This window comes from Rhizobacter sp. (assembly GCF_046595475.1).
Lineage (GTDB): Bacteria > Pseudomonadota > Gammaproteobacteria > Burkholderiales > Burkholderiaceae_C > Rhizobacter.
The window spans coordinates 35,494-55,105 of sequence record NZ_JBKJOQ010000059.1; the positions used below are offsets into that span (position 1 = coordinate 35,494).

Genomic DNA, 19,612 nt, shown 5'->3' on the forward strand with positions numbered 1-19,612 from the left:
GGTCAGCAGTCCCTTTCCACCACTTTGTCGGCCAACTCGGCCAGCCAACGTGCATTGGCCAGTGAGCTGCGCGCGAGTGCTGTTTGCGCTTTTTCGCGCAACTCCTGGGCGTGGCGCCGGGCGGCGTCCAGCCCCAGCACCGTCACATAGGTGGGTTTGTTGTTGTGAATGTCTTTGCCGGCGGTCTTGCCGAGCGTCTCTGACGCCTGGGTCACGTCGAGGATGTCGTCAACCACCTGGAAGGCCAGCCCGACGGCGTCGCCATAGTCGCCCAGGGCCTGCCATGCAGTGGCGCTCGTGATGCCGCAGGCCGCGCCCATCAGCACGCTGGCCTGCAGCAAGGCGCCGGTCTTGCGATGGTGCATGTCGCGCAGCGCTTGCTCGTCGAGCGACAAGCCGACGCTCGCCAGGTCTATGGCCTGGCCGCCGGCCATGCCGGCATGGCCGGCCGAGCGGGCCAGCAGGGAACACAGCTTGGCTTGCAGCACGGGCGGCACGCCTTGTTCTGGCGTGAGCACTTCGAAGGCCAGCGCCTGCATGGCATCGCCCGCCAACATGGCCTGGGCCTCGCCGAACTGCACGTGCACCGTGGGCTTGCCCCGGCGCAGCACGTCGTTGTCCATGCAGGGCATGTCGTCATGCACCAGTGAATAGGCGTGTATCAGCTCCACCGCACAGGCCGCGCGCAAGGCAGCTTCGCCTTGCGCACCGACGGCATGGGCCGCCGCCAGCACCAGCAGGGGTCGCAGGCGCTTGCCACCGTCGAGCACGCCGTAGCGCATGGCCTGGCCCAGGCCGGCAGGTGCCGCACCGGGCACCCAGGCCGACAGCGCCGACTCGACGGAGTCGAGCTGCTGGCGCGACCACGATTCGTAATCAACCTCGGTCATTCGTTTTTCCAAGGCTTCAGTTGGCCTTCTTCGAGCACCTTGACCTGCACTTCCACGGCTTCAAGGCGTTCGCGGCAGTAGCTCAGCAAGTCGGCGCCGCGGCGGTAGCTTTGGAGCAGGCCGTCCAGGGGCAGTTGGCCGCCCTCCATGGCCACCACCAGGGCTTCCAGCTCGGCCAGGGCCTGTTCGTAATTGGCGGGCAACGGGCTGGAAGTCGGGGCGGGGGGTGTTCTGGCCATCGGGTACGGGCAAAAGCAAGATTGTAGTCAGCCAGCCCCCGCCAAGCGTTGCCTGGGTGCACCAGATGGGCACAGCCCACCAAAGAGACCGCAAGAGACCCGCGAGTGCCGACGGCCTCTGACCCGGTGGGTACAATCCCGCCTTCGCTGAATGACAGGGGCCGCCCTGTCCGCGCCGTGCGCAGCGAAACCTCCCACCCGCAAGCGATACACGGGTGGCACGTTCACATCGGTTGTAAGGAACCCTCGGGATCATGTCTGACCTGAGCCTCGCTCTCCCCTCTCTTGGGACCGCTTTAGAGCATCCCCGCCCACAACTTCCAGTCTCTGCCTACTTCGACGTCGATTTGCATCGCCGCGAAATGGAGCTCATCTTCCAGCACGGGCCCCGCTATCTGGGGCACGAGCTGGCGATACCTGAAATAGGCGACCACTATGCCCTGCCCCAAGAAGGTGAAGGCCGCGCACTCGTGCGTACCGACAAGGGCATTGAGCTGATCTCCAATGTCTGCCGCCATCGGCAGGCGGTGATGCTGCATGGCCGGGGCAATACGGGGCAGAACATCGTTTGCCCGCTGCACCGCTGGACGTACGACCTCAAGGGCCAGCTGATCGGCGCGCCACACTTCGAAAAAGACCCCTGCCTGCACCTCAACCGCTACCAGACGCGAAGCTGGAACGGCCTGGTATTCGAAGACAACGGCCGCGACATCACCGCCGATCTGTCTGCCATCGGCCCACGCGCCGACCTCGACTTCAGCGGCTACGTGCTAGACCGCGTGCACATGCACGAGTGCGACTACAACTGGAAGACTTTCATCGAGGTCTACCTGGAGGACTACCACGTCGGCCCCTTCCACCCCGGGTTGAGCCAGTTCGTCACCTGCGACGACCTGAGCTGGGAGTTCGGCCGCCACCATTCGGTGCAAACGGTGGGTGCCAACAAGGCGTTGGCCAAGGCCGGCTCCGACGTGTACATGAAATGGCATGAAGCGGTGCTGGCTTTCCGCAACGGCCAGCCGCCCAAGCAGGGCGCCATCTGGCTCACCTACTACCCGAACATCATGGTCGAGTGGTACCCGCACGTGCTGGTGGTGTCCACGCTGTACCCCAAGGGCCCACAGAAGACGCTCAACGTGGTGGAGTTCTTTTACCCCGAAGAGATCACCGCCTTCGAGCGCGAGTTCGTCGAAGCCCAGCAGGCGGCTTACATGGAAACCTGTGTGGAAGATGATGAGATCGCCTTGCGCATGGACGCCGGGCGCAAGGCTTTGTATGAGCGCGGCGACAACGAAGCCGGGCCATATCAGTCGCCTATGGAAGACGGCATGGAGCAGTTCCACAGTTGGTATCGCAGAACCATGAATTTCCGTGGCTAATCTTCCGCCGTGGGCGCTCATGATCTTGGCGTCACTGCTCTTCGCCACCATGAGCGTCTGCGTGAAGCTCGCCTCCGAGCTCTACCCCACCGGCGAGATCGTGTTCTACCGCGGCATGGTGGGTGCGCTGGCCCTGGCCCTTGTCACCTGGCGCCAGGGCGGCACACTGCGCACACAGGTGCCGTCCATGCATTTCTGGCGCAGCATGAGCGGCGTGCTGGCGCTGAGCCTGTGGTTCTATGCCATTGGCAACCTGCCGCTGGCCACGGCCATGACGCTCAACTACATGTCGTCGGTGTGGATGGCGCTGTTTCTGATCGGTGGGGCCGTGATGCTGGGCACCTCTCGCGTCGACGGCCGCCTGATCGCAACAGTGATGCTCGGCTTTGCCGGCGTGGCGCTGATCCTGCGGCCCACCATGGAAGAGAACCAGCTGTGGCACGGCCTCATCGGCCTGCTGTCGGGGATGATCGCCGCCACCGCCTACCTGCAGGTGACGGCGCTCGGGCGCGCGGGCGAGCCGGTCTACCGCATCGTCTTCTACTTCTCGCTGGGTGGCATGCTGCTGGGCCTCTTGAGCACGATCTGGAGCGGCGGCCTGCACGGCCACACGCTACGCGGCGCGGCACTGCTACTCGCAGTCGGCGTTCTCGCCACGACCGCACAGATGATGATGACGCGGGCCTACAGCACCGGCAAGATGCTGGTCAACGCAAGCCTGCAGTACCTGGGCATCGCCTTCTCCTTCGTCTACGGCGTGCTGCTCTTTAACGACAAGATCACCTGGATGGCGCTGCTGGGCATGTTGTGCATCGTGTGCTCCGGCCTGGCCGCCACCCTCTTGCGCAGCAAGACGGCCTTCGCAGACACCGCAACCCCCAACGAAAGCTGAGCCATGAACCCCCTGATCAGCGCGACCGAGCTGCTCGCCGCCTCGCAAAAGCCCGTGCTGCTGGACTGCAGCTTCGACCTTGCCGACCCCGCAGCCGGCGAGCGCAGCTACAACGAAGGCCACGTGAGCGGTGCGCAGTACGTGCACCTCGACCGCGACCTCTGCGGCCCCAAGACCGGCCGCAATGGCCGCCACCCACTGCGCGATCGTGAGGCCTATGCGCAATGGATGGGTCTATGCGGCATAGCGCCCGGCACGCCTGTGGTCGTCTACGACCGCCAGGGCGGCATGTATGCAGGCCGCGCGTGGTGGGTGCTGCGCTGGATGGGCCACGCCGACGTGGCCTTGCTCGATGGCGGCCTGGCCGCATGGCGGCAAGCAGGCGGCACCTTGACGACCGACGTGACCAGGCCGGCACCCCTTGCCTCCTACCCCACGCAACCGGCCGCCACGCCCACACTCGACGCCACCCAGCTGCTGGCGCAACTCGGCAAAGTGCAGGTGATCGATGCCCGCGCGCCCGAGCGCTATCGCGGCGAGGTGGAGCCGCTGGACGCCGTGGCCGGTCATGTCCCCGGCGCCGTCAACCGCTTCTTCAAAGACAACCTGCAAGCCGACGGCCGCTTCAAGCCCGCCGAGCAACTGCGCGCCGAGTTCAGCGCCCTGCTAGACGGCCAAGCTGTGGTGCACCAATGCGGCTCGGGCGTGACCGCCTGCCACAACCTGCTGGCGATGGAAGTGGCCGGGCTGGGCACCAGCGCCCTCTACCCCGGCTCCTGGAGCGAATGGTCCAGCGACCCGTCGCGCCCCATGGCCAAGGCGTAGGGATAGGCCTACAAGCGAAGAGCCAGGCCACAGTTGACCCGGGCCGCCCATGGGACTACCTTCGCATCGAACACTCCCGTTCAAGTCACTGACTCAAGGAGCTGATCATGTTCAATCGCATTCTGGTTCCCACCGACGGCTCAGACATCACGAAGAAGGCGGTAGACACCGCCATCGCGCTGGCCAAGTCGGTCAACGCCAAGCTCTACGCGCTGAGCGTGAAAGAGCCGTTCCCCTACAGCGCGATCTCAGAGATGCAGCCCACGCCGCCGCAAGAGTTTTTCGACGCGCAAGAGCGCATCGCCTCGGCCCGCGTCAAAGAAGTGCGCGAATCTGCCGAGCGCACAGGCCTGCAATGCGAAGCCCACTCGGTGGAAGCCCTGCACCCCTGGGAAGCCATCATCGAGCACGCTCGCCGCCATGAGTGCGACCTGATCGTGATGGCCTCGCACGGGCGCCGCGGCGTCACCGCTCTGTTGCTGGGCAGCGAAACCCAGAAGGTGCTGACCCACACCAAGGTACCTGTGCTGGTGGTGAGGTAGCCCCCCGCCGTGCGGCTTGGGCCGGCCCGGCGCCGGACCTTTCCGCGCTTCGTGGTACCGCTAGTGGCCGTGCACGAAGCGCAGCACGCCCACGATGAGCAGCATTCCCACCGCCAGCCACGCCAACTGGGCCAGCGTGTCTTTCATTGACAGGCGGTGCTGCAGCTGCGGGATCAGGTCGGCCACCGCCACGTAGATGAAGCTGCTTGAGGCCACGACCAGCAGGTAGGGAAAGAGCTCTACCCACGGGCCGACGATGAAGTAACCCACCACGCCGCCCACCACGGCAGACAGGCCAGACAGGGCGTTGTACAGAAGCGCTTTTTTGCGCGACAGGCCGGCGTTGAGCAGCACGATGTAGTCGCCCACCTCTTGCGGAATTTCGTGCGCAATGATGGCAAGCGCGGTCACCAGGCCCAGGTGCGTGTCGGTGAGAAAAGCCGCCGCGATGATGATGCCGTCGCAAAAGTTGTGGATGCTGTCGCCCATCAGCACGCTCCAGCCGCCGCGCCCGGCCTGCTTCTGGTCGAAGTGATGGTCGTGGTGGTGCCCGTCGCCCTGATGGTGGTGGCTGTGGCGGTAAAGCTCAGCTTTTTCCAGAAGGAAGAAAAAGATCAAACCCGCCAGCAGCGTGGCAAACAACGCCTGCGGATGGGCACTCTTGCTCTCGAAGGCCTCAGGCAGCACATTGAGCAAGGCAGTGGCGAGCAGCACGCCCGCCGACAAGCTCACCAGGTGTTGCACCACGCGGCCCAGTACCTTCACGGTGAGGCTGGCGGCAATCAACACCGACAGCAGGCCTCCGGCCAGTGTGGCCGTGATGATGTACAGAAGAGTCATGAGCGCAGCGGCAAGAAAAAGCGGCGCAACACGCGCGGCTTCGAGGGGCTGAAGCTTACGGCAAGGTGGAGCCCCCCGCAGCGGCGTGAACAACCGCACGAAGAGCCCCGCCCCTTCACGCCACCACCCTGGCTCGGGGGTGCTGTCGTTTTCGGCACTTTTTGTCCGATAGCCCGTCGGCAACAGAGCGAGTGGCATAGACGCCCTTGCGCCCCGCTGCGGCAGCGGCAATCCTCGCTTCTTGCGCCGCAGGTGCGCGGCTTTCGGGCTGTGCGCAAGCGGCAAATGCACGCCCCTGTTGCGCCCACATCCACCCCCGCCTTGAACACGCAATCGCAGCTCACCAACGACAGCAGCCTTGCTGATGGAGCCGAGCCTTCCGAGCTGCCAGAGCCGCAAACCAACGATCTGCGGGCTCGGTTGCGCGCGCTGCAAATTCGGGCGGTGCTCACGCTTACGCCGCTGGTGGTGGTGGCCAACGCCGTGGGCGTGGGCACCTTGTGCTGGACGTTTCGCGACCAGGTCTCGCCCCTGCTGATGGCCACCTGGGCGGGCCTGCTCGCCTGCGCCGTGGGCATGGGCGCGCGCGCTTGGTGGCGCTGGCAGCGGGGCTATGCGCCCGGCCAGGTGTCACGCCGGGCCACCGCGCACGCCACCGCGCACGCCACGGTGATGGGCCTGCTCTGGGCGCTGCCCCTACCCTGGCTCACCTCGGTCGCTACGCCCGCGCAGTTCTTGATCCTCACCGCCGTGACGGTGGCCGTGATGTGCGCGGGCACCACCGCCCTGGCCGCCATCCGCCAGGCCGGCACCGTCTTCCCCTTGATCATGGGCGTGGGCGCCGCCGCCGCGCTGGCGCAGCAGGCTGAGGCTGTCATCTTGCCGATGACGATTTTGCTGATGGTGTACCTGCTCGTCATGGGCTTCGGCGTGCAGACCTGGTCGCGCATGTTCAAGGGGCGGCTGATGGCCGAGCTGCGCTCGGACAAGCAGCGCGAGGTGATCGGCCTGCTGCTGCGCGATTTCGAGCAGCATGCCGCCGACGTGCTGTGGGAAGTCGATGGCGAAGGCCGGCTGTGCAGGGTGTCCCCACGCATGGCCCGCATGTTCGGCCGCCCCAGCGAAGCGCTAGAAGGCCGAAGCCTGCTCGAGCTGCTGCTGCGCCGCCAGCGGCGGTTGCGGGAATCGGTGGCCGCCGAAGGCGCTGAGGCACTCAAGCGCCTGGCCGATCACCTCGTCGGGGGCACGCCCTTCAGCCACATCGAGCTGCCAGTGCGGGTGGCTCAACGCACGATCTGGTGGTCACTCACCGCCAAGCCCATCGAAGGCGGCAAAGGCTGGCGCGGCGTGGCCGCCAACGTTACCGCGGCCCGCGAAGCGCAGCACCATGTCTGGCAGCTCGCGCATTTCGATGGTGTCACCGACCTCAGCAATCGCCACCGCTTTCGCGTCGAGCTCGACGCCGCACTTGAAAACGTGCGCAAGGCGGGTGAGCACTGCGCCGTGTTGTGCCTGGACCTCGATGGCTTCAAGACGGTGAACGACGCACTGGGCCACGACATGGGCGACCAGCTCTTGCGCGTGGTCGGCCAGCGCCTGCAGGCCGCGCGCCGTGAGGGCGACGTGGTGGCGCGCCTGGGCGGCGACGAATTCGGCCTGATCGTGCGCGACGTGAGCGACGTTGACGAGATCGCCCTCGTCGCCGGCCGCGTGCTCTATGCCCTGAGCAAGCCCTGCGAAATCAGCGGCGTGACGGTGCCCCTGAGCGCCAGCCTCGGCGTGGCCATGGCGCCGCAGGACGGCGTAGAAGCTGACATGCTGCTCAAGCGCGCCGACCTCGCGCTGTACGCCGCCAAGGCCGCGGGCCGCGGCCAGTTCAGCTTTTACACGCCCAGCATGGAAGCCCGCGTGATGAAGCGCCTGAGCATCGAGCGCGCGCTGCGTGAAGCGATTCCAGGCAAACAGATGCACCTGGTGTTCCAGCCGCAAGTGAACCTGGCCACCAACGAAGTCACCGCCTTCGAGGCCTTGCTGCGCTGGCAGCACCCCGAATTGGGCGAGGTGCCACCGCAAGAGTTCATCCCCGTGGCCGAAGAGGCCGGCATGATCCACGAGATCGGCAAGTGGGTGCTGCACCAGGCCTGCAAGGAGGCACGCGCCTGGCCCGAGGCCATACGCGTGGCGGTGAACCTGTCGCCACTGCAGGTGATGGCGCGCGACCTGCGCGCCGACGTGGCCCATGCACTGGCCACCAGCGGCCTGCCCGCACACCGCTTAGAGGTCGAGATCACCGAATCGGTGCTGATGGGCGACAGCCCCGCCACGCTCGACAAACTGCACACGCTGCGCGAGCTGGGCGTGCGCATCGCGCTCGACGACTTTGGCACCGGCTACTCGTCGCTGGCTTATCTGCGTCGCTTCCCGTTCGACCAGCTGAAGATCGACCGCGCTTTCGTGAGCGAAATCGTTGAGCGCCCCGACGTGCGCGCCATCGTGCGCGCCACCATTGACATGGCACGCGCACTGCGCATGGAAACCCTCGCCGAAGGCGTAGAAGACGCACATGCGCTCCAGGTGTTGCGCGAGCACCGGTGCGGCTCGGTTCAGGGCTTCCTGATCGCGGCACCCCTGCTGCACCATGAGGTGAGCGGCTTCTTGCAAGCCCACGACGCAAAGGCCGCATCAAACGACGCCGCCACGGCCGTCGAGACGGCAGCGCACTACACAACCTGAAGCGCCACGCCAGACAGGTCGTCACAGAAATCCCCGCACAATCCGGGGCATGGAATCATCGCTTTCGCCACATGCCGGGCTGCTGGCCGCCATCGACATGGGCTCTAACAGCTTTCGACTGGAGATCGGGCAGCTCAGCCCGGGCCGCTACAAACGCATCGATTACCTGAAGGAAACCGTGCGCCTGGGTGCGGGCCTCGACACACAGGGCCTGCTCACCGAAGACGCCATGCAGCGCGGCCTGGCCTGCCTGCGCCGCTTCGCCCAGCGGCTCGATGGCATTGGTACCAAGCAGGTGCGCGCGGTCGCCACGCAAACCCTGCGCGAGGCGCAGAACCGCAACGCCTTTCTCGCCCGCGCGCAAGCCGCGCTCGGCCACCCCATCGAGGTGATCTCGGGCCGCGAAGAAGCACGCCTCATCTTCGCTGGTGTGGCGCGGTTACAGCCATCCGGGGAGCGCCGCCTGGTGATCGACATCGGCGGGCGGTCCACCGAGATGATCCTTGGCCAGGGCCGCACGCCGGTGCGCGCTGAGTCGTTTCAAGTCGGCAGCGTGAGCCTGTCGATGCGCTACTTCGGCGAAGGCCGGTTCACCGAAGAGGCGTTTCGTGGCGCACAGGTGGCCGCCGGCGCTGAGCTGGAAGAAGCGCTCGCACCGTTTGCCGCGCAGCACTGGGACGAAGCACTGGGCTCCTCCGGCACCGCTGGCGCCGTGTCCCAGCTGCTGGCCGCCAATGGCGTGAGCGATGGTGTCATCACGCCCGACGGCCTGCGCTGGTGCATGGACCAATGCCTGCGCGCCGGTCGCGTCGACAAGCTCAATCTGCCCGGCCTGAAAGACGACCGCCGCGCGGTGATCGGCGGCGGCCTGGCCATCCTCTACACACTGGCCACGCACTTCGGCATCGAAGCGTTGCAGCCCGCGCGCGGTGCGCTGCGCCAGGGCGTGATCTTCGACCTGGACGAGCGGCTGAATGCCGCCACCGGCCCCGCCGCCCACGACGTGCGCGACGACTCGGTGGCCGAGCTTCAGCGCCGCTTCGAGATCGATGTACCCCAGGCCCGGCGCGTGGCCGATGTGGCCGCCTCGCTGTATGCCAGCGTGGCGACCTCTGCCGACAACGCGCTGACACGCGAGCTGGGCTGGGCCGCTGCGGTGCACGAGATGGGCATGATGGTGTCGCACCACGACCATCACCGTCACAGCGCCTACCTGCTCGGCCATGTAGACGCCGCAGGCTTCTCGCAGTCGCAACAGCGCCGCCTCGCCGACCTGGTGCTGGCCCAGCGCGGCGGTCTGCGCAAGGTCGAGGCGCAGCTCGCGCAAGACGGCTTTGCCTGGCAGGCACTGTGCCTGCGGCTGGCGATCATTGCCTGCCATGCGCGCGACGAGGCCGATCCGCATGCCCTGACGCTGCAACGACAAGGCGCACAGGCGCAGCTCTCTCTCCCCTCCGGCTGGGCCGAGGCCCACCCGCGCACGCTGTACCTGCTGCATGAAGAGGTCGGCGTGTGGGAGCGCAGCAGTGCCTTGCGGCTGCTGGTCAAGGCGTGAGCTGATGAAGGTTCTGGCCCTGTCGGGCAGCCTGCGGGCCGCCTCCATCAACACGGCCTTGCTGCGAGCTGCTGCGCGGCTAGCACCCCCCGGCCTGCAGATCGAGGTCTATGCAGGCATAGGCGAGCTACCGCTCTTCAACATCGACCGCGAGGCTGCAGTACCGCAACCCGTGGCACGCTTGCGCGCCGCCGTCACCACCGCCGACGCGCTGATCATCGCCAGCCCCGAGTACGCGCATGGCGTCTCAGGTGTCATGAAAAACACGCTGGACTGGCTGGTGAGCCTGGAAGCATTCCTCGACAAACCGGTGGCCGTACTCAACGCCCAGCCGCGCGCGCATCTGGCCGACGCAGCACTGCGCGAAACACTGAAAACCATGTCGGCCTTCATCGTGGAGCCCGCTTCAGTCAGTATTGCGTTGAATGGCACCTCGCTGACGCAAGACGGCATGCTGGCCTCGCCCGTCGTGACGAGCGCCATCGTGGCGGCCTTGCGAGCCTTGCACGATGCCGTCAACAGCGGCCTCGAAAACCCAGGGCCGTCGTTCCCCGTTTGCTAGCAGGCGCTGGACAACCGGCTGGCAGCGAATCAAAGATGGTCAGGAGACTGCACCGCCTGCAGCACCACCTGGTTACCCGTTTCGCGCTCGCGGCTGCGCAGCCACCAAACCGCGCCCTTCTTCATCACCCAGGTTTGCGCCACCTCGCCCAGCAGCAAGGCCGCCACTTGGCCGAGCGTAGGCTGGTGGCCCACGACCAGCACCGGCTCAGTCGCTTCAGGCCAGCGGGCCGCGCTCAGGAGTGCGGTCGCCGATGCATCCGGGGCAATCGCCTGCACCGTCTTGAAGTTGCGATCGAGCGCCTTGGCGGTCTGCTGGGTGCGAAGCGCCGGGCTGACCAAGATGCGGGTCGAATGCGCGAGCCGCTGGTTCAGCCACTCGGCCATGCGCTGCGCTTGGCGCTCGCCCTTGCCGGTGAGCGCGCGCTCCAAGTCGGTCTGCCCTTCGCGCAGCACATGGGCTTCGGCGTGACGCCACAAGATCAGGTCCATCAGGCGTGGTACTCCATCAAGGCTTTCTGGGCGCTCGGGCCTTCAGTGCTCACGCGCTCGTAACTGCCGTCCGCGTGAAGGCGCCAGGCGTCTTGCTGATCGTGCAGATAAGGCACCAGACACTCGTCGATCACGCGCTGGCGCAAGGCCGCGTCACGCACCGGCCAGGCCACTTCGATGCGGCGAAACATGTTGCGGCTCATCCAGTCGGCGCTCGACAGAAACAACGCCTCATCGTCTTCGCTTGAGCCCCAACGGAAGTACGCCACCCGCGAATGCTCCAGCAGCCGGCCCACCACCGAGCGCACCCGAATGCGGTCGGTCAGGCCTGCGATGCCGGGTGGCAGCATGCAGGCACCGCGCACGATGAGATCGATGTCGGCACCGGCCTGCCCGGCGGCAATGAGCGCGTCGATCAGCGGCACGTCGGTCAGTGCATTGATCTTGGCCACGATGCGCGCCGGTTTGCCCGCCAGTGCCGCCTGCATCACCTGCTCCACATGACGCAGCATCTGCTTGTGCAGCGTGAAAGGCGCTTGCAGCAGCTGGCGCAAGGGGCGCGTCTTGCCCAGGCTCGCAAGCTGCTGAAACACGGCGTCAGCATCAGACGTGAGGTCGGGGTCGGCGGTGAGGTAGCCCACGTCGGTGTAGAGCCGCGCGGTCTTGGGGTTGTAATTGCCGGTGGAAAGATGCCCGTAGCGCCGCAGCCTCCCGCCTTCGCGCCGCGTCACCAGCAGCAGCTTGGCATGCGTCTTCAGGCCCACGATGCCGTACACCACCTGCGCACCCACAGCCTCCAGCCGCTCGGCCCAATTGATGTTGGCTTCTTCGTCGAAGCGGGCCTTGAGCTCCACCACGGCCATCACTTCCTTGCCACGGCGCGCCGCCTCGATCAGCAAATCCATCAGCGGCGACTCGCTGCCCGTGCGGTAGATGGTCTGCTTGATCGCCAGCACATCGGGATCGTCCACCGCTTCGCGCAAAAACTGCACCACCGGCTCGAAAGATTCATAAGGGTGGTGCATCAGCACATCGCCCGCACGCAGTCGCTCGAAGATCGATTCGTCGCGCGACAGCCCCTGTGGCCACGGTGCGTCATGCGGCTTGAAGCGCAGCTGCGGCGCATAGGCCGTGTCGATCAGTGCGTTCAGGCGCACCAGGTTGACCGGGCCGTTCACGTGGTACAGCGCAGCGGCCGGCAGGGCAAACTGTGTCAACAAAAACTCCGACAGCTCGGGCGGGCAGGTGTTGACCACCTCCAGCCGGATCGCCTGGCCGAAGTGACGCGTGGTCAGCCCTGAGCGCAGGGCCTGGCGCAGGTTGACCACATCTTCTTCGTCCACCGCCAGATCAGAATCGCGTGTCAGGCGGAACTGCGAAAACGCCTCGACCTCGCGCCCTGGAAACAGCTCGGCCAAGTGCGCGCGGATCACGCTCGTGAGCAGCACGAAAGCCTGCGCGCCCTTTTCATGGCCTTCGACCAGCTCATCGGGCAAGCGCATCACGCGCGGCAACACACGCGGCACCTTGACGATGGCAATCGTGTTCTCGCGGCCGAAGGCGTCTTTGCCGCCCAAGCGGACAATGAAGTTGAGCGACTTGTTGGCCACCTGGGGGAAGGGGTGCGATAGGTCCAGCCCCACCGGCACGAGCAGCGGGCGCACCTGGCGATGAAAGAACTGCTCCACCCATCGCCGCTGTGCTTCGTTGCGGTCGGAGTGGTTGAGGATCTGGATGCCCTCGCGCTGCAGCGCCGGCATCACTTCGTCGTTGAAGACGCGGTACTGCTCGTCGATCAGCCTGTGGGCGTCGGCTGCCACGGTTTCCAGGTCGCGCTGCGATACGCCGGCGCCGGGCTGGCGCACGGCTTCTATGTAGTCGGCGAAACGCACCTCGAAAAACTCGTCCATGTTCGATGACACGATGCAGATGTAGCGCAGGCGCTCCAGCAAGGGCACGTCATCACGCAGCGCCTGCGCCAGCACACGGCGGTTGAACTCCAGGATCGAGCTTTCGCGGTTGAGTAGCGCTGGATTTCGAGGTGCCGAGGTCATGAAACCAGTTTATGAACCTTTTGCGACGGTTTCGTGACGCTCATGGCAGTTGTGTGACGAACCGGCACCAGGTGCTCGATGAACTCGCGGCACACCTCGCCCCAATCGAACTGCAAGGCCCGGCGGCGCGCAGCACCACGTGGAATGTCCAGCGCCCGCATGGCTGCGATACGCAGATCGTCGTGCAACACGCCGCCATCGTCGGCGTTGTGCCGCGGCGCAACCACGTCCAGCGGGCCCGGCACCGGATAAGCCGCCACCGGCGTGCCACAGGCCATGGCTTCGAGCATCACCAGGCCGAAGGTTTCCGAGCGGCTTGGGAAGACGAAGGCGTCGGCCGCGCTGTAGATGTTGACCAACTCGGCGCGAGGCACCACCCCACGCCAATGCACCTGGGGGAACTCGCGCTTCAGGCGATCCTCCAGCGGGCCCACGCCGTACACCACCTTGGAGCCTGGCAGGTCGAGCTTGAGAAACGCATCGAGATTCTTCTCGTAGCTGACCCGGCCCACATACAGGAACACCGGCCGAGACAACCCCAGGTCGGCACCTTCTACCGGTTGGAACAGGCTCAGGTCCACACCATGCGACCAGTGCCGCAAGGGCGAGAAACCGTAGCCCTGCAAGATGTCATACATGCCATCGCTGGGCACCATGATGCCGCTCGACGGCGCGTGAAAGCGCCGAAACCAGGCATAGCCCCAGCTCTCGGGCACGTGCAGGGCACGCGCCAGGATGTCGGGGAACCGCGTGTGGAAGGCGGTGGTAAAGGCCCAGCCGTGTTTCAGGCAGTAGGCCCGCGCGGCCGAGCCCAGCGGGCCTTCGGTGGCAATGTGCACGGCATCGGGCTGCGCGGCTTCGAGCATCTCGGCCACCTTGCGGCCAGGGCGCCAGGCCAGCTCAATCTCGCGGTAGCCCGGGCACGGGAAGCGCTTGAAGCCCGAGGGCTCGATCACCGCAACCTCGTGGCCCCTGGCCAGCAGACCCTCATGCAACTCGACCAGCGTGGTCACCACGCCATTGACCTGCGGAGCCCAAGCGTCACTGACCAGCGCGATCTTCATGCCAGCACCTCGGTGGTCACGGTGATGCCCGTCGCCTGCCGCTCACGCATGTGCTCGGCCCAGTCGATGATCTCCAGGCGGCCATCGGCGTGCTCGGCCAGCGCGGTGAGGCTCTCGACCCAGTCGCCATCGTTGGCGTAGACGATGCCGTCGATCTCACGCAGCTCTGCGTGGTGGATGTGGCCACACACGACACCCTGTGCGCCGCGACGCCGCGCCTCCTTGGCCACGGCGTTTTCGAAATCACCGATGAAGTTGACAGCGCGCTTGACCTTGAGCTTGAGGTATTTGGAGAGGCTCCAGTACGGCAGCCCCATGCGCGCACGCAAAGAATTGAGGTAGCGGTTGAGCTTCAGGGTGAACTCATAAAGCGAGTCGCCCACATGCGCCAGCCATTTGGCGCACTGGATCACGCCGTCGAAATAGTCGCCGTGGGTGATCCACAGCTTGCGGCCGTCGGCGGTCTGGTGCACCCACTCTTCGGCCACGTCGATGCCACCGAAGTTGTGGCCCACGTAGCGGCGCGCAAACTCGTCGTGGTTGCCCGGAATGAAGATCACCCGCGTGCCCTTGCGCGCTTTGCGCAGAAGCTTTTGCACCACGTCGTTGTGCGACTGCGGCCAGTACCAGCTGCGGCGCAGCTGCCAGCCATCGATGATGTCGCCCACCAGAAAGAGGTGCTCGCACTCAGTGTGCTTCAGGAAGTCGAGCAAGGCGTGAGCCTGGCAGCCGGGGGTGCCCAGGTGCAGGTCGGATATCCACAGGCTGCGGTAGTGGCGCTTGCTCTCTCGCGGCGCGTCATCGCCAGCGGCGGGTTCGGCGGGGGCGGTCCATGCTTGCAGGAGGGCGGCGTCTCTTTGCATGAGACGGCATGGTCGACCTCAGGTGTGACGCGGCTGTGGCTGGGGGGTGACAGCTTGGTGACGCCCGATGTGTATTTCCGCGAAAGCGGGAAAGGCGGGCTCTGCGCGTTGTGCAGGGAGCCAACCAGGGGGCAGACCGATAATCCACCAATGCACTTGCTGATTCCCTTTGCCTCGGCCCTCTCCGAGCGAGGCACGCAAACCCTGCGCAGCCTCAAGCTCCCCAACCTCGCCAAGCTGCTGGCTCGCCTCACCCCGACCGAAACACTCGGCACCGACGAATACAGCCTCAGCCCTCCGCATGAGCGCGCACACGCGCAAGCCCTGGGCTGGCAAGGCGCTGACGGCGCCTTGCCCTGGGCCGCGCACAACGCCGTGCAAGACAGCGTCGACATCGGCACGCGTGCCTGGGGTCAGCTCACGCCGGTGCACTGGCATGTGGGCGCCGACCACATCAGCCTGCCCGACCCGCACGCGCTGCACCTGAGCGCCCAAGAGTCGCACACGCTCTTCGAAGCGGTGAAGCCGCTGTTCGAGAGCGAAGGCTGGGTCACGGCCTGGGGTGCGCCCACACGCTGGTATGTGGCGCACGACTCGCTCGACGCCCTGCCCTGCGCTTCCATCGACCGCGTGATCGGCCGCAACATCGACCTGTGGTTGCCCTCCACGCCGCAAGCCCGGCTGGTCCGTCGGCTGCAAAACGAGGTGCAGATGTTGCTCTACCAACAGCCGCTCAACGACCATCGGGTGGGCCAGGGTGCGCTGCCCGTCAACTCGTTCTGGCTCAGCGGGTGTGGTCGCGCGCAGCCCACGCCGGCCTCGACCGATCTGCTCTGCGCCACGGGCCTGCGGGCGCCCGCCGTCAACTCGAACTGGGTGGCTTGGGCCGACGCCTGGCGGGCGCTGGACGCGGGCGAGGTTGAGCAAGCGCTGAAACGCCTGCTGCAAGGCGAAGCTGTCACGCTCACGCTGTGCGGCGAGCGCTTTGCCCAACGCTTCGAGCCACAGCCGCAAGGCCTGTGGTCGCGCCTGGAAAAGCGCTTCTCGCCACCGCCCGTGGCGCCCCTGCTGGAAGCCCTGTGAACACGCCCAAGATCACGCTGCGCGACGCGCCGCCCCGTACGGTGTGGGCGCTCGAACAAGCCGGCGTGCACCCGCTGCTCGCGCGGCTGTTTGCAGCACGCGGCGTGCGCAGCACCGATGAGCTCGACGACGGCCTTGCCCGCCTGCTGCCGCCCACCGGCCTGCTCGGCACCCAAGCCGCCGCGCGATTTCTGGCAGATGCCCTCGCCGCGGGCAAGCGCATCTGCGTGGTGGCCGATTACGACTGCGACGGCGCCACCGCCTGTGCCGTGGCGCTGCGCGGCCTCAAGCTGCTGGGCGCGCAGCCCGGCACGCTGCACCACGTGGTGCCTGACCGCGCGGTGCATGGCTATGGCCTCACGCCCACCATCGTCGACCTGGCGATGCAGAAGAAGCCCGATGTGCTGCTCACGGTCGACAACGGCATCGCCAGCATCGCCGGCGTGGCGCATGCACGCAGGCTAGGCCTCGACGTGGTGGTGACCGACCACCACCTGCCCGCCAAGGAGCACGACGCCATCGTGCTGCCCGATGCCACGGTGATCGTGAACCCCAACCAACCCGATTGCGGCTTTGCCAGCAAGAACCTCGCCGGCGTAGGCGTGATGTTCTATGTGCTGCTGGCCTTGCGCGGCGAGTTGCGCGAGCGTGGCACGTTCACACCCGAAAACCAGCCGCGGCTGGACACCTTGCTTGACCTCGTCGCGCTCGGCACGGTGGCCGACGTGGTGCGGCTCGATGCCAACAACCGCCGACTGGTGGCGCAAGGCTTGAAACGCATACGCAGCGGCAAGATGCAGCCCGGCGTGGCTGCGCTTTTTGCGGCTGCGGGTCGCGATGCGCGCCGCGCCACGGGCTTCGACTTTGGCTTTGCGTTGGGCCCGCGCATCAACGCGGCCGGTCGCTTGTCTGACATGTCGCTCGGCATCGAATGCCTGATGACCGATGACCCGGCGCGCGCCACCGAGCTGGCCCAGATGCTCGACGCCATCAACCGCGAGCGCCGCGACGTGGAGAGCGGCATGCGCGAGCAGGCCGAAGCGATGCTGGAGTCTCTGATGCCCGAAGGCGAAGCGCCGCCCGCGCTGGCCATCTACGACCCCGAATTTCATGAAGGCGTGGTCGGCATCGTGGCCTCGCGCCTCAAAGACCGCGTGCACCGCCCTACCTTCGTTTTTGCCCTGGGCCAAGACGGTTTTCTCAAAGGATCGGGCCGCTCCATCATCGGCTTTCACCTGCGCGACGCGCTAGACCTTGTGACCAAGCGCCACCCCGGCGTACTGAAGAAGTTCGGCGGCCACGCCATGGCTGCAGGCTGCACCTTGGCCGAAGAAGACTTCGACACCTTCGACGCTGCGTTTCAACAGGTGGCCAGCGAATGGCTGGACGCAGCCACGCTCTCGCGCACGCTGATGACCGACGGGCCGCTGCCGGTCGAGTACTTCAATCTCGAGACCGTGCGCTCGCTGGACGCGCAGGTGTGGGGCCAGGCCTTCGAGGCGCCGGTCTTCTGCGACGAGGTCGACGTGATCTCGCAGCGACTGGTGGGCGAGAAGCACCTGAAGCTCGCCGTGCGGCTGGCAGGCACTGTGCGTGATGCCATCTGGTTCGGCCACAGCGAGCCCGTGGGCAACAAGGTGACGCTGGCGTATCGGCTCAATGTCGACGAATACAACGGCCAGCAGAGGCTGCAGATGATCGTGGAAGCAGCGCGCTGAGCGCTGCAGGCATACCCCCTGCGGCGGCGTGCGGCGAAGGCGCTGCCTACAATCAAGCCGTGACCATCCTCAACGCCGACCTGCATTGCCATTCCGTCGTCTCCGACGGCACGCTAGAGCCTGAAGCCCTGGCTGCGCGCGCGCGCGCCAACGGCGTCGACCTGTGGGCCCTGACCGACCACGACGAGATCGGCGGCCAGCACCGCGCCCGGGCCGCGGCCGCGGCGCAAGGCATGGCTTACCTCACGGGCACCGAGATCTCCATCACCTTTGCGGGCACCACGGTGCACATCGTCGGCCTGGGCTTTAACGCTGACGATGCAGCCCTCATCGCCGGGCTGCGCGCCACGCGCGGCGGCCGCGAAGAGCGGGCCCGCGAGATGGCCGAGGGGCTGGCACAGGTGGGCATACCCGGCGCGTATGAAGGCGCTCTGCGTTACGTGGGCAACCCCGAGCTGATCTCGCGTACCCACTTCGCCCGCCACCTGGTCGAGAGCGGCGTGTGCAGCGATACCTCCGAGGTGTTTCGCCGCTTTCTCATCGAAGGCAAGCCCGGTTTTGTGCCGCACCGTTGGGCCACGCTCGGCGACGCGGTGCGCTGGATCACGCAGGCGGGCGGCACGGCCGTCATTGCCCACCCGGGCCGCTACAAGTTCACGCCCAACGAAGAGTACGCACTGTTCAGCGAATTCAAGACGCATGGCGGGCGTGGGGTGGAGGTCGTGACCGGCAGCCACACCACGGCCGAGTACGCCAAGTACGCCGACACGGCGCTCGAGTTCGACTTGCTCGCCTCGCGCGGCTCTGACTTTCACAGCCCCAACGAAAGCCACATCGACCTGGGCACCCTGCCCCCCCTGCCCAAGAAGCTGACGCCCGTGTGGGAAGCCCTGAGCGAGCGGATCACCCACCCGTGAACCGCTCGCTGTCACTGCCCGGCGGCGCCAAGCCACGCCCCATGCTGGGTGTCGGCCTGATCATCGTGATGGTGGTCTGTTTCTCGGCACTTGACACCACCGCCAAGTACGTTGGGCAGACCATGCCGGTGCTGGTAGGGCTGTTCGCCCGCTACGTGCTGCAAGCCCTGATCATGGGCACGTGGCTGGTGGTGCGCACCGCGCGCGAGGGCAGCAACCTCTTTCGCACCGCGCACCCGCGCTTCCAGATTCTTCGCGGCAGCCTGCTGCTGGCCTGCAGTGCGCTGCTCTTCTTCGGCATACGGTACATGCCGGTGGCCGAGTTCACCTCGGTGGGCATGCTGTCGCCGGTGCTGGTGACGGTGCTGGCCGTCGTGGTGCTGCACGAGCACGTGTCGCCGGTGCGCGCTGCGCTCGTGCTCGGCGGTTTCGTCGGCGCGCTGATGGTGGTGCGCCCGGGCAGCGGCCTCTTCGGCTGGGTGGCGCTCGTGCCATTGGCCATGGCGCTCATCTACGCCGGCTTCCAGTTGCTCACCCGCAAGCTCTCGCACTTAGACCACCCGCTGACGACGCACTTCTACACCGGCCTCGTGGGCACGCTGCTGGTCGGTGCAGCGGTGGTTTTGATGCAACCCGCGCAATCGTGGCACGCGCTGCAAGCCGCACCACCGCTGACCTGGGCCCTGCTCGTGCTGGTGGGCTGTGCGGGCACAGCCGGCCACTTGTTCCTGATCTTGGCGCTGGGGGTGGCGCCGATGTCGGTGCTGATGCCTTTCACCTACCTGCAGATCGCCTTTGCCAGCTTCACCGGCTGGCTGGTGTTCCGGCACGTGCCCGATGGTTGGGCCTTCGCGGGCATGGCGGTGGTGGCGGCTTGCGGCGCTGCCTCGGTGTGGCTCAACCTGCGCGAGAGCGCGGCGGCGCAACGCATTGCACCCAGCGAATCGGCACTCACGGCGGACTGA

The 19,612-nt window shown here is 66.4% G+C and carries 18 protein-coding genes; 11 read left to right on the forward strand and 7 right to left on the reverse strand.

Annotated elements, in window-relative coordinates; genetic code table 11:
• Window positions 1-2 precede the first annotated feature (2 nt).
• The gene (locus AC30QB_RS10765; protein WP_489546211.1) at window positions 3-890 is read right to left on the reverse strand and encodes a polyprenyl synthetase family protein; all 888 of its coding nucleotides are present in this window, start codon (window positions 888-890) and stop codon (window positions 3-5) included.
• The gene (locus AC30QB_RS10770; protein WP_489546212.1) at window positions 887-1,129 is read right to left on the reverse strand and encodes an exodeoxyribonuclease VII small subunit; all 243 of its coding nucleotides are present in this window, start codon (window positions 1,127-1,129) and stop codon (window positions 887-889) included. The genes AC30QB_RS10765 and AC30QB_RS10770 overlap by 4 nt, the downstream gene beginning before the upstream one ends.
• A 254-nt stretch (window positions 1,130-1,383) precedes the next feature.
• On the opposite strand from AC30QB_RS10770, the gene AC30QB_RS10775 reads away from it, so the two are divergent.
• The 4 genes from AC30QB_RS10775 (at window position 1,384) to AC30QB_RS10790 (ending at window position 4,767) form a co-directional block, all read left to right on the forward strand.
• Window positions 1,384-2,508: an aromatic ring-hydroxylating oxygenase subunit alpha gene (locus tag AC30QB_RS10775; RefSeq protein ID WP_489546213.1), complete on the forward strand. Its 1,125-nt coding sequence runs from the start codon at window positions 1,384-1,386 to the stop codon at window positions 2,506-2,508.
• Window positions 2,509-2,527: 19 nt separating this feature from the next.
• Window positions 2,528-3,400 carry a DMT family transporter gene (locus tag AC30QB_RS10780; protein ID WP_489546214.1) on the forward strand — a complete coding sequence of 291 codons (873 nt, stop codon included), beginning with the start codon at window positions 2,528-2,530 and terminating at the stop codon, window positions 3,398-3,400.
• Between the two features lie 3 nt (window positions 3,401-3,403).
• On the forward strand, window positions 3,404-4,225 hold the full coding sequence (locus tag AC30QB_RS10785) for a sulfurtransferase (protein WP_489546215.1): 822 nt from the start codon (window positions 3,404-3,406) through the stop codon (window positions 4,223-4,225).
• Window positions 4,226-4,332: 107 nt separating this feature from the next.
• A complete protein-coding gene (locus AC30QB_RS10790; RefSeq protein ID WP_489546216.1) occupies window positions 4,333-4,767 on the forward strand; it encodes a universal stress protein in 435 nt (144 codons plus the stop codon).
• A gap of 60 nt (window positions 4,768-4,827) precedes the next feature.
• Here the strand turns inward: AC30QB_RS10790 and AC30QB_RS10795 are convergent, their stop codons facing one another.
• Window positions 4,828-5,607 carry a ZIP family metal transporter gene (locus AC30QB_RS10795; RefSeq protein ID WP_489546217.1) on the reverse strand — a complete coding sequence of 260 codons (780 nt, stop codon included), beginning with the start codon at window positions 5,605-5,607 and terminating at the stop codon, window positions 4,828-4,830.
• Between the two features lie 321 nt (window positions 5,608-5,928).
• Between AC30QB_RS10795 and AC30QB_RS10800 the strand changes: the two genes are divergently transcribed.
• The 3 genes from AC30QB_RS10800 to AC30QB_RS10810 are packed head-to-tail and all read left to right on the forward strand — an operon-like array spanning window position 5,929 to window position 10,457.
• Window positions 5,929-8,340 carry a putative bifunctional diguanylate cyclase/phosphodiesterase gene (locus AC30QB_RS10800; RefSeq protein ID WP_489546218.1) on the forward strand — a complete coding sequence of 804 codons (2,412 nt, stop codon included), beginning with the start codon at window positions 5,929-5,931 and terminating at the stop codon, window positions 8,338-8,340.
• Between the two features lie 49 nt (window positions 8,341-8,389).
• A complete protein-coding gene (gene ppx / locus AC30QB_RS10805) occupies window positions 8,390-9,895 on the forward strand; it encodes an exopolyphosphatase (protein WP_489546219.1) in 1,506 nt (501 codons plus the stop codon).
• A gap of 4 nt (window positions 9,896-9,899) precedes the next feature.
• The gene (locus AC30QB_RS10810; protein ID WP_489546220.1) at window positions 9,900-10,457 is read left to right on the forward strand and encodes an NADPH-dependent FMN reductase; all 558 of its coding nucleotides are present in this window, start codon (window positions 9,900-9,902) and stop codon (window positions 10,455-10,457) included.
• 29 nt (window positions 10,458-10,486) lie between these two features.
• Here the strand turns inward: AC30QB_RS10810 and sixA are convergent, their stop codons facing one another.
• From sixA to AC30QB_RS10830, 4 genes are read right to left on the reverse strand one after another with little or no spacing between them, the layout of a single operon-like run.
• On the reverse strand, window positions 10,487-10,948 hold the full coding sequence (gene sixA, locus AC30QB_RS10815; RefSeq protein WP_489546221.1) for a phosphohistidine phosphatase SixA: 462 nt from the start codon (window positions 10,946-10,948) through the stop codon (window positions 10,487-10,489).
• Entirely contained in the window at window positions 10,948-13,002 is a 2,055-nt protein-coding gene (gene ppk1, locus AC30QB_RS10820; protein WP_489546222.1) for a polyphosphate kinase 1, read from the reverse strand. Before ppk1 ends, sixA begins: the two co-directional genes overlap by 1 nt.
• Window positions 12,999-14,066 carry a glycosyltransferase family 4 protein gene (locus tag AC30QB_RS10825; protein WP_489546223.1) on the reverse strand — a complete coding sequence of 356 codons (1,068 nt, stop codon included), beginning with the start codon at window positions 14,064-14,066 and terminating at the stop codon, window positions 12,999-13,001. Before AC30QB_RS10825 ends, ppk1 begins: the two co-directional genes overlap by 4 nt.
• Window positions 14,063-14,929, reverse strand: coding sequence for a UDP-2,3-diacylglucosamine diphosphatase (locus AC30QB_RS10830; RefSeq protein ID WP_489546224.1), 867 nt, complete (start codon window positions 14,927-14,929; stop codon window positions 14,063-14,065). The genes AC30QB_RS10825 and AC30QB_RS10830 overlap by 4 nt, the downstream gene beginning before the upstream one ends.
• A gap of 150 nt (window positions 14,930-15,079) precedes the next feature.
• On the opposite strand from AC30QB_RS10830, the gene AC30QB_RS10835 reads away from it, so the two are divergent.
• Genes AC30QB_RS10835 through AC30QB_RS10850 form a run of 4 tightly spaced genes read left to right on the forward strand, consistent with a single transcriptional unit; the run spans window position 15,080 to window position 19,612 of the window.
• Window positions 15,080-16,012 (forward strand): hypothetical protein, encoded by a 933-nt coding sequence (locus AC30QB_RS10835; RefSeq protein ID WP_489546225.1) that lies wholly within the window; start codon window positions 15,080-15,082, stop codon window positions 16,010-16,012.
• Window positions 16,009-17,730, forward strand: a complete 1,722-nt coding sequence (gene recJ, locus AC30QB_RS10840; protein ID WP_489546226.1) for a single-stranded-DNA-specific exonuclease RecJ — start codon at window positions 16,009-16,011, stop codon at window positions 17,728-17,730. Before AC30QB_RS10835 ends, recJ begins: the two co-directional genes overlap by 4 nt.
• 59 nt (window positions 17,731-17,789) lie before the next feature.
• The gene (locus tag AC30QB_RS10845) at window positions 17,790-18,647 is read left to right on the forward strand and encodes a 3',5'-nucleoside bisphosphate phosphatase (RefSeq protein WP_489546227.1); all 858 of its coding nucleotides are present in this window, start codon (window positions 17,790-17,792) and stop codon (window positions 18,645-18,647) included.
• Window positions 18,644-19,612 carry a DMT family transporter gene (locus tag AC30QB_RS10850; protein ID WP_489546228.1) on the forward strand — a complete coding sequence of 323 codons (969 nt, stop codon included), beginning with the start codon at window positions 18,644-18,646 and terminating at the stop codon, window positions 19,610-19,612. Before AC30QB_RS10845 ends, AC30QB_RS10850 begins: the two co-directional genes overlap by 4 nt.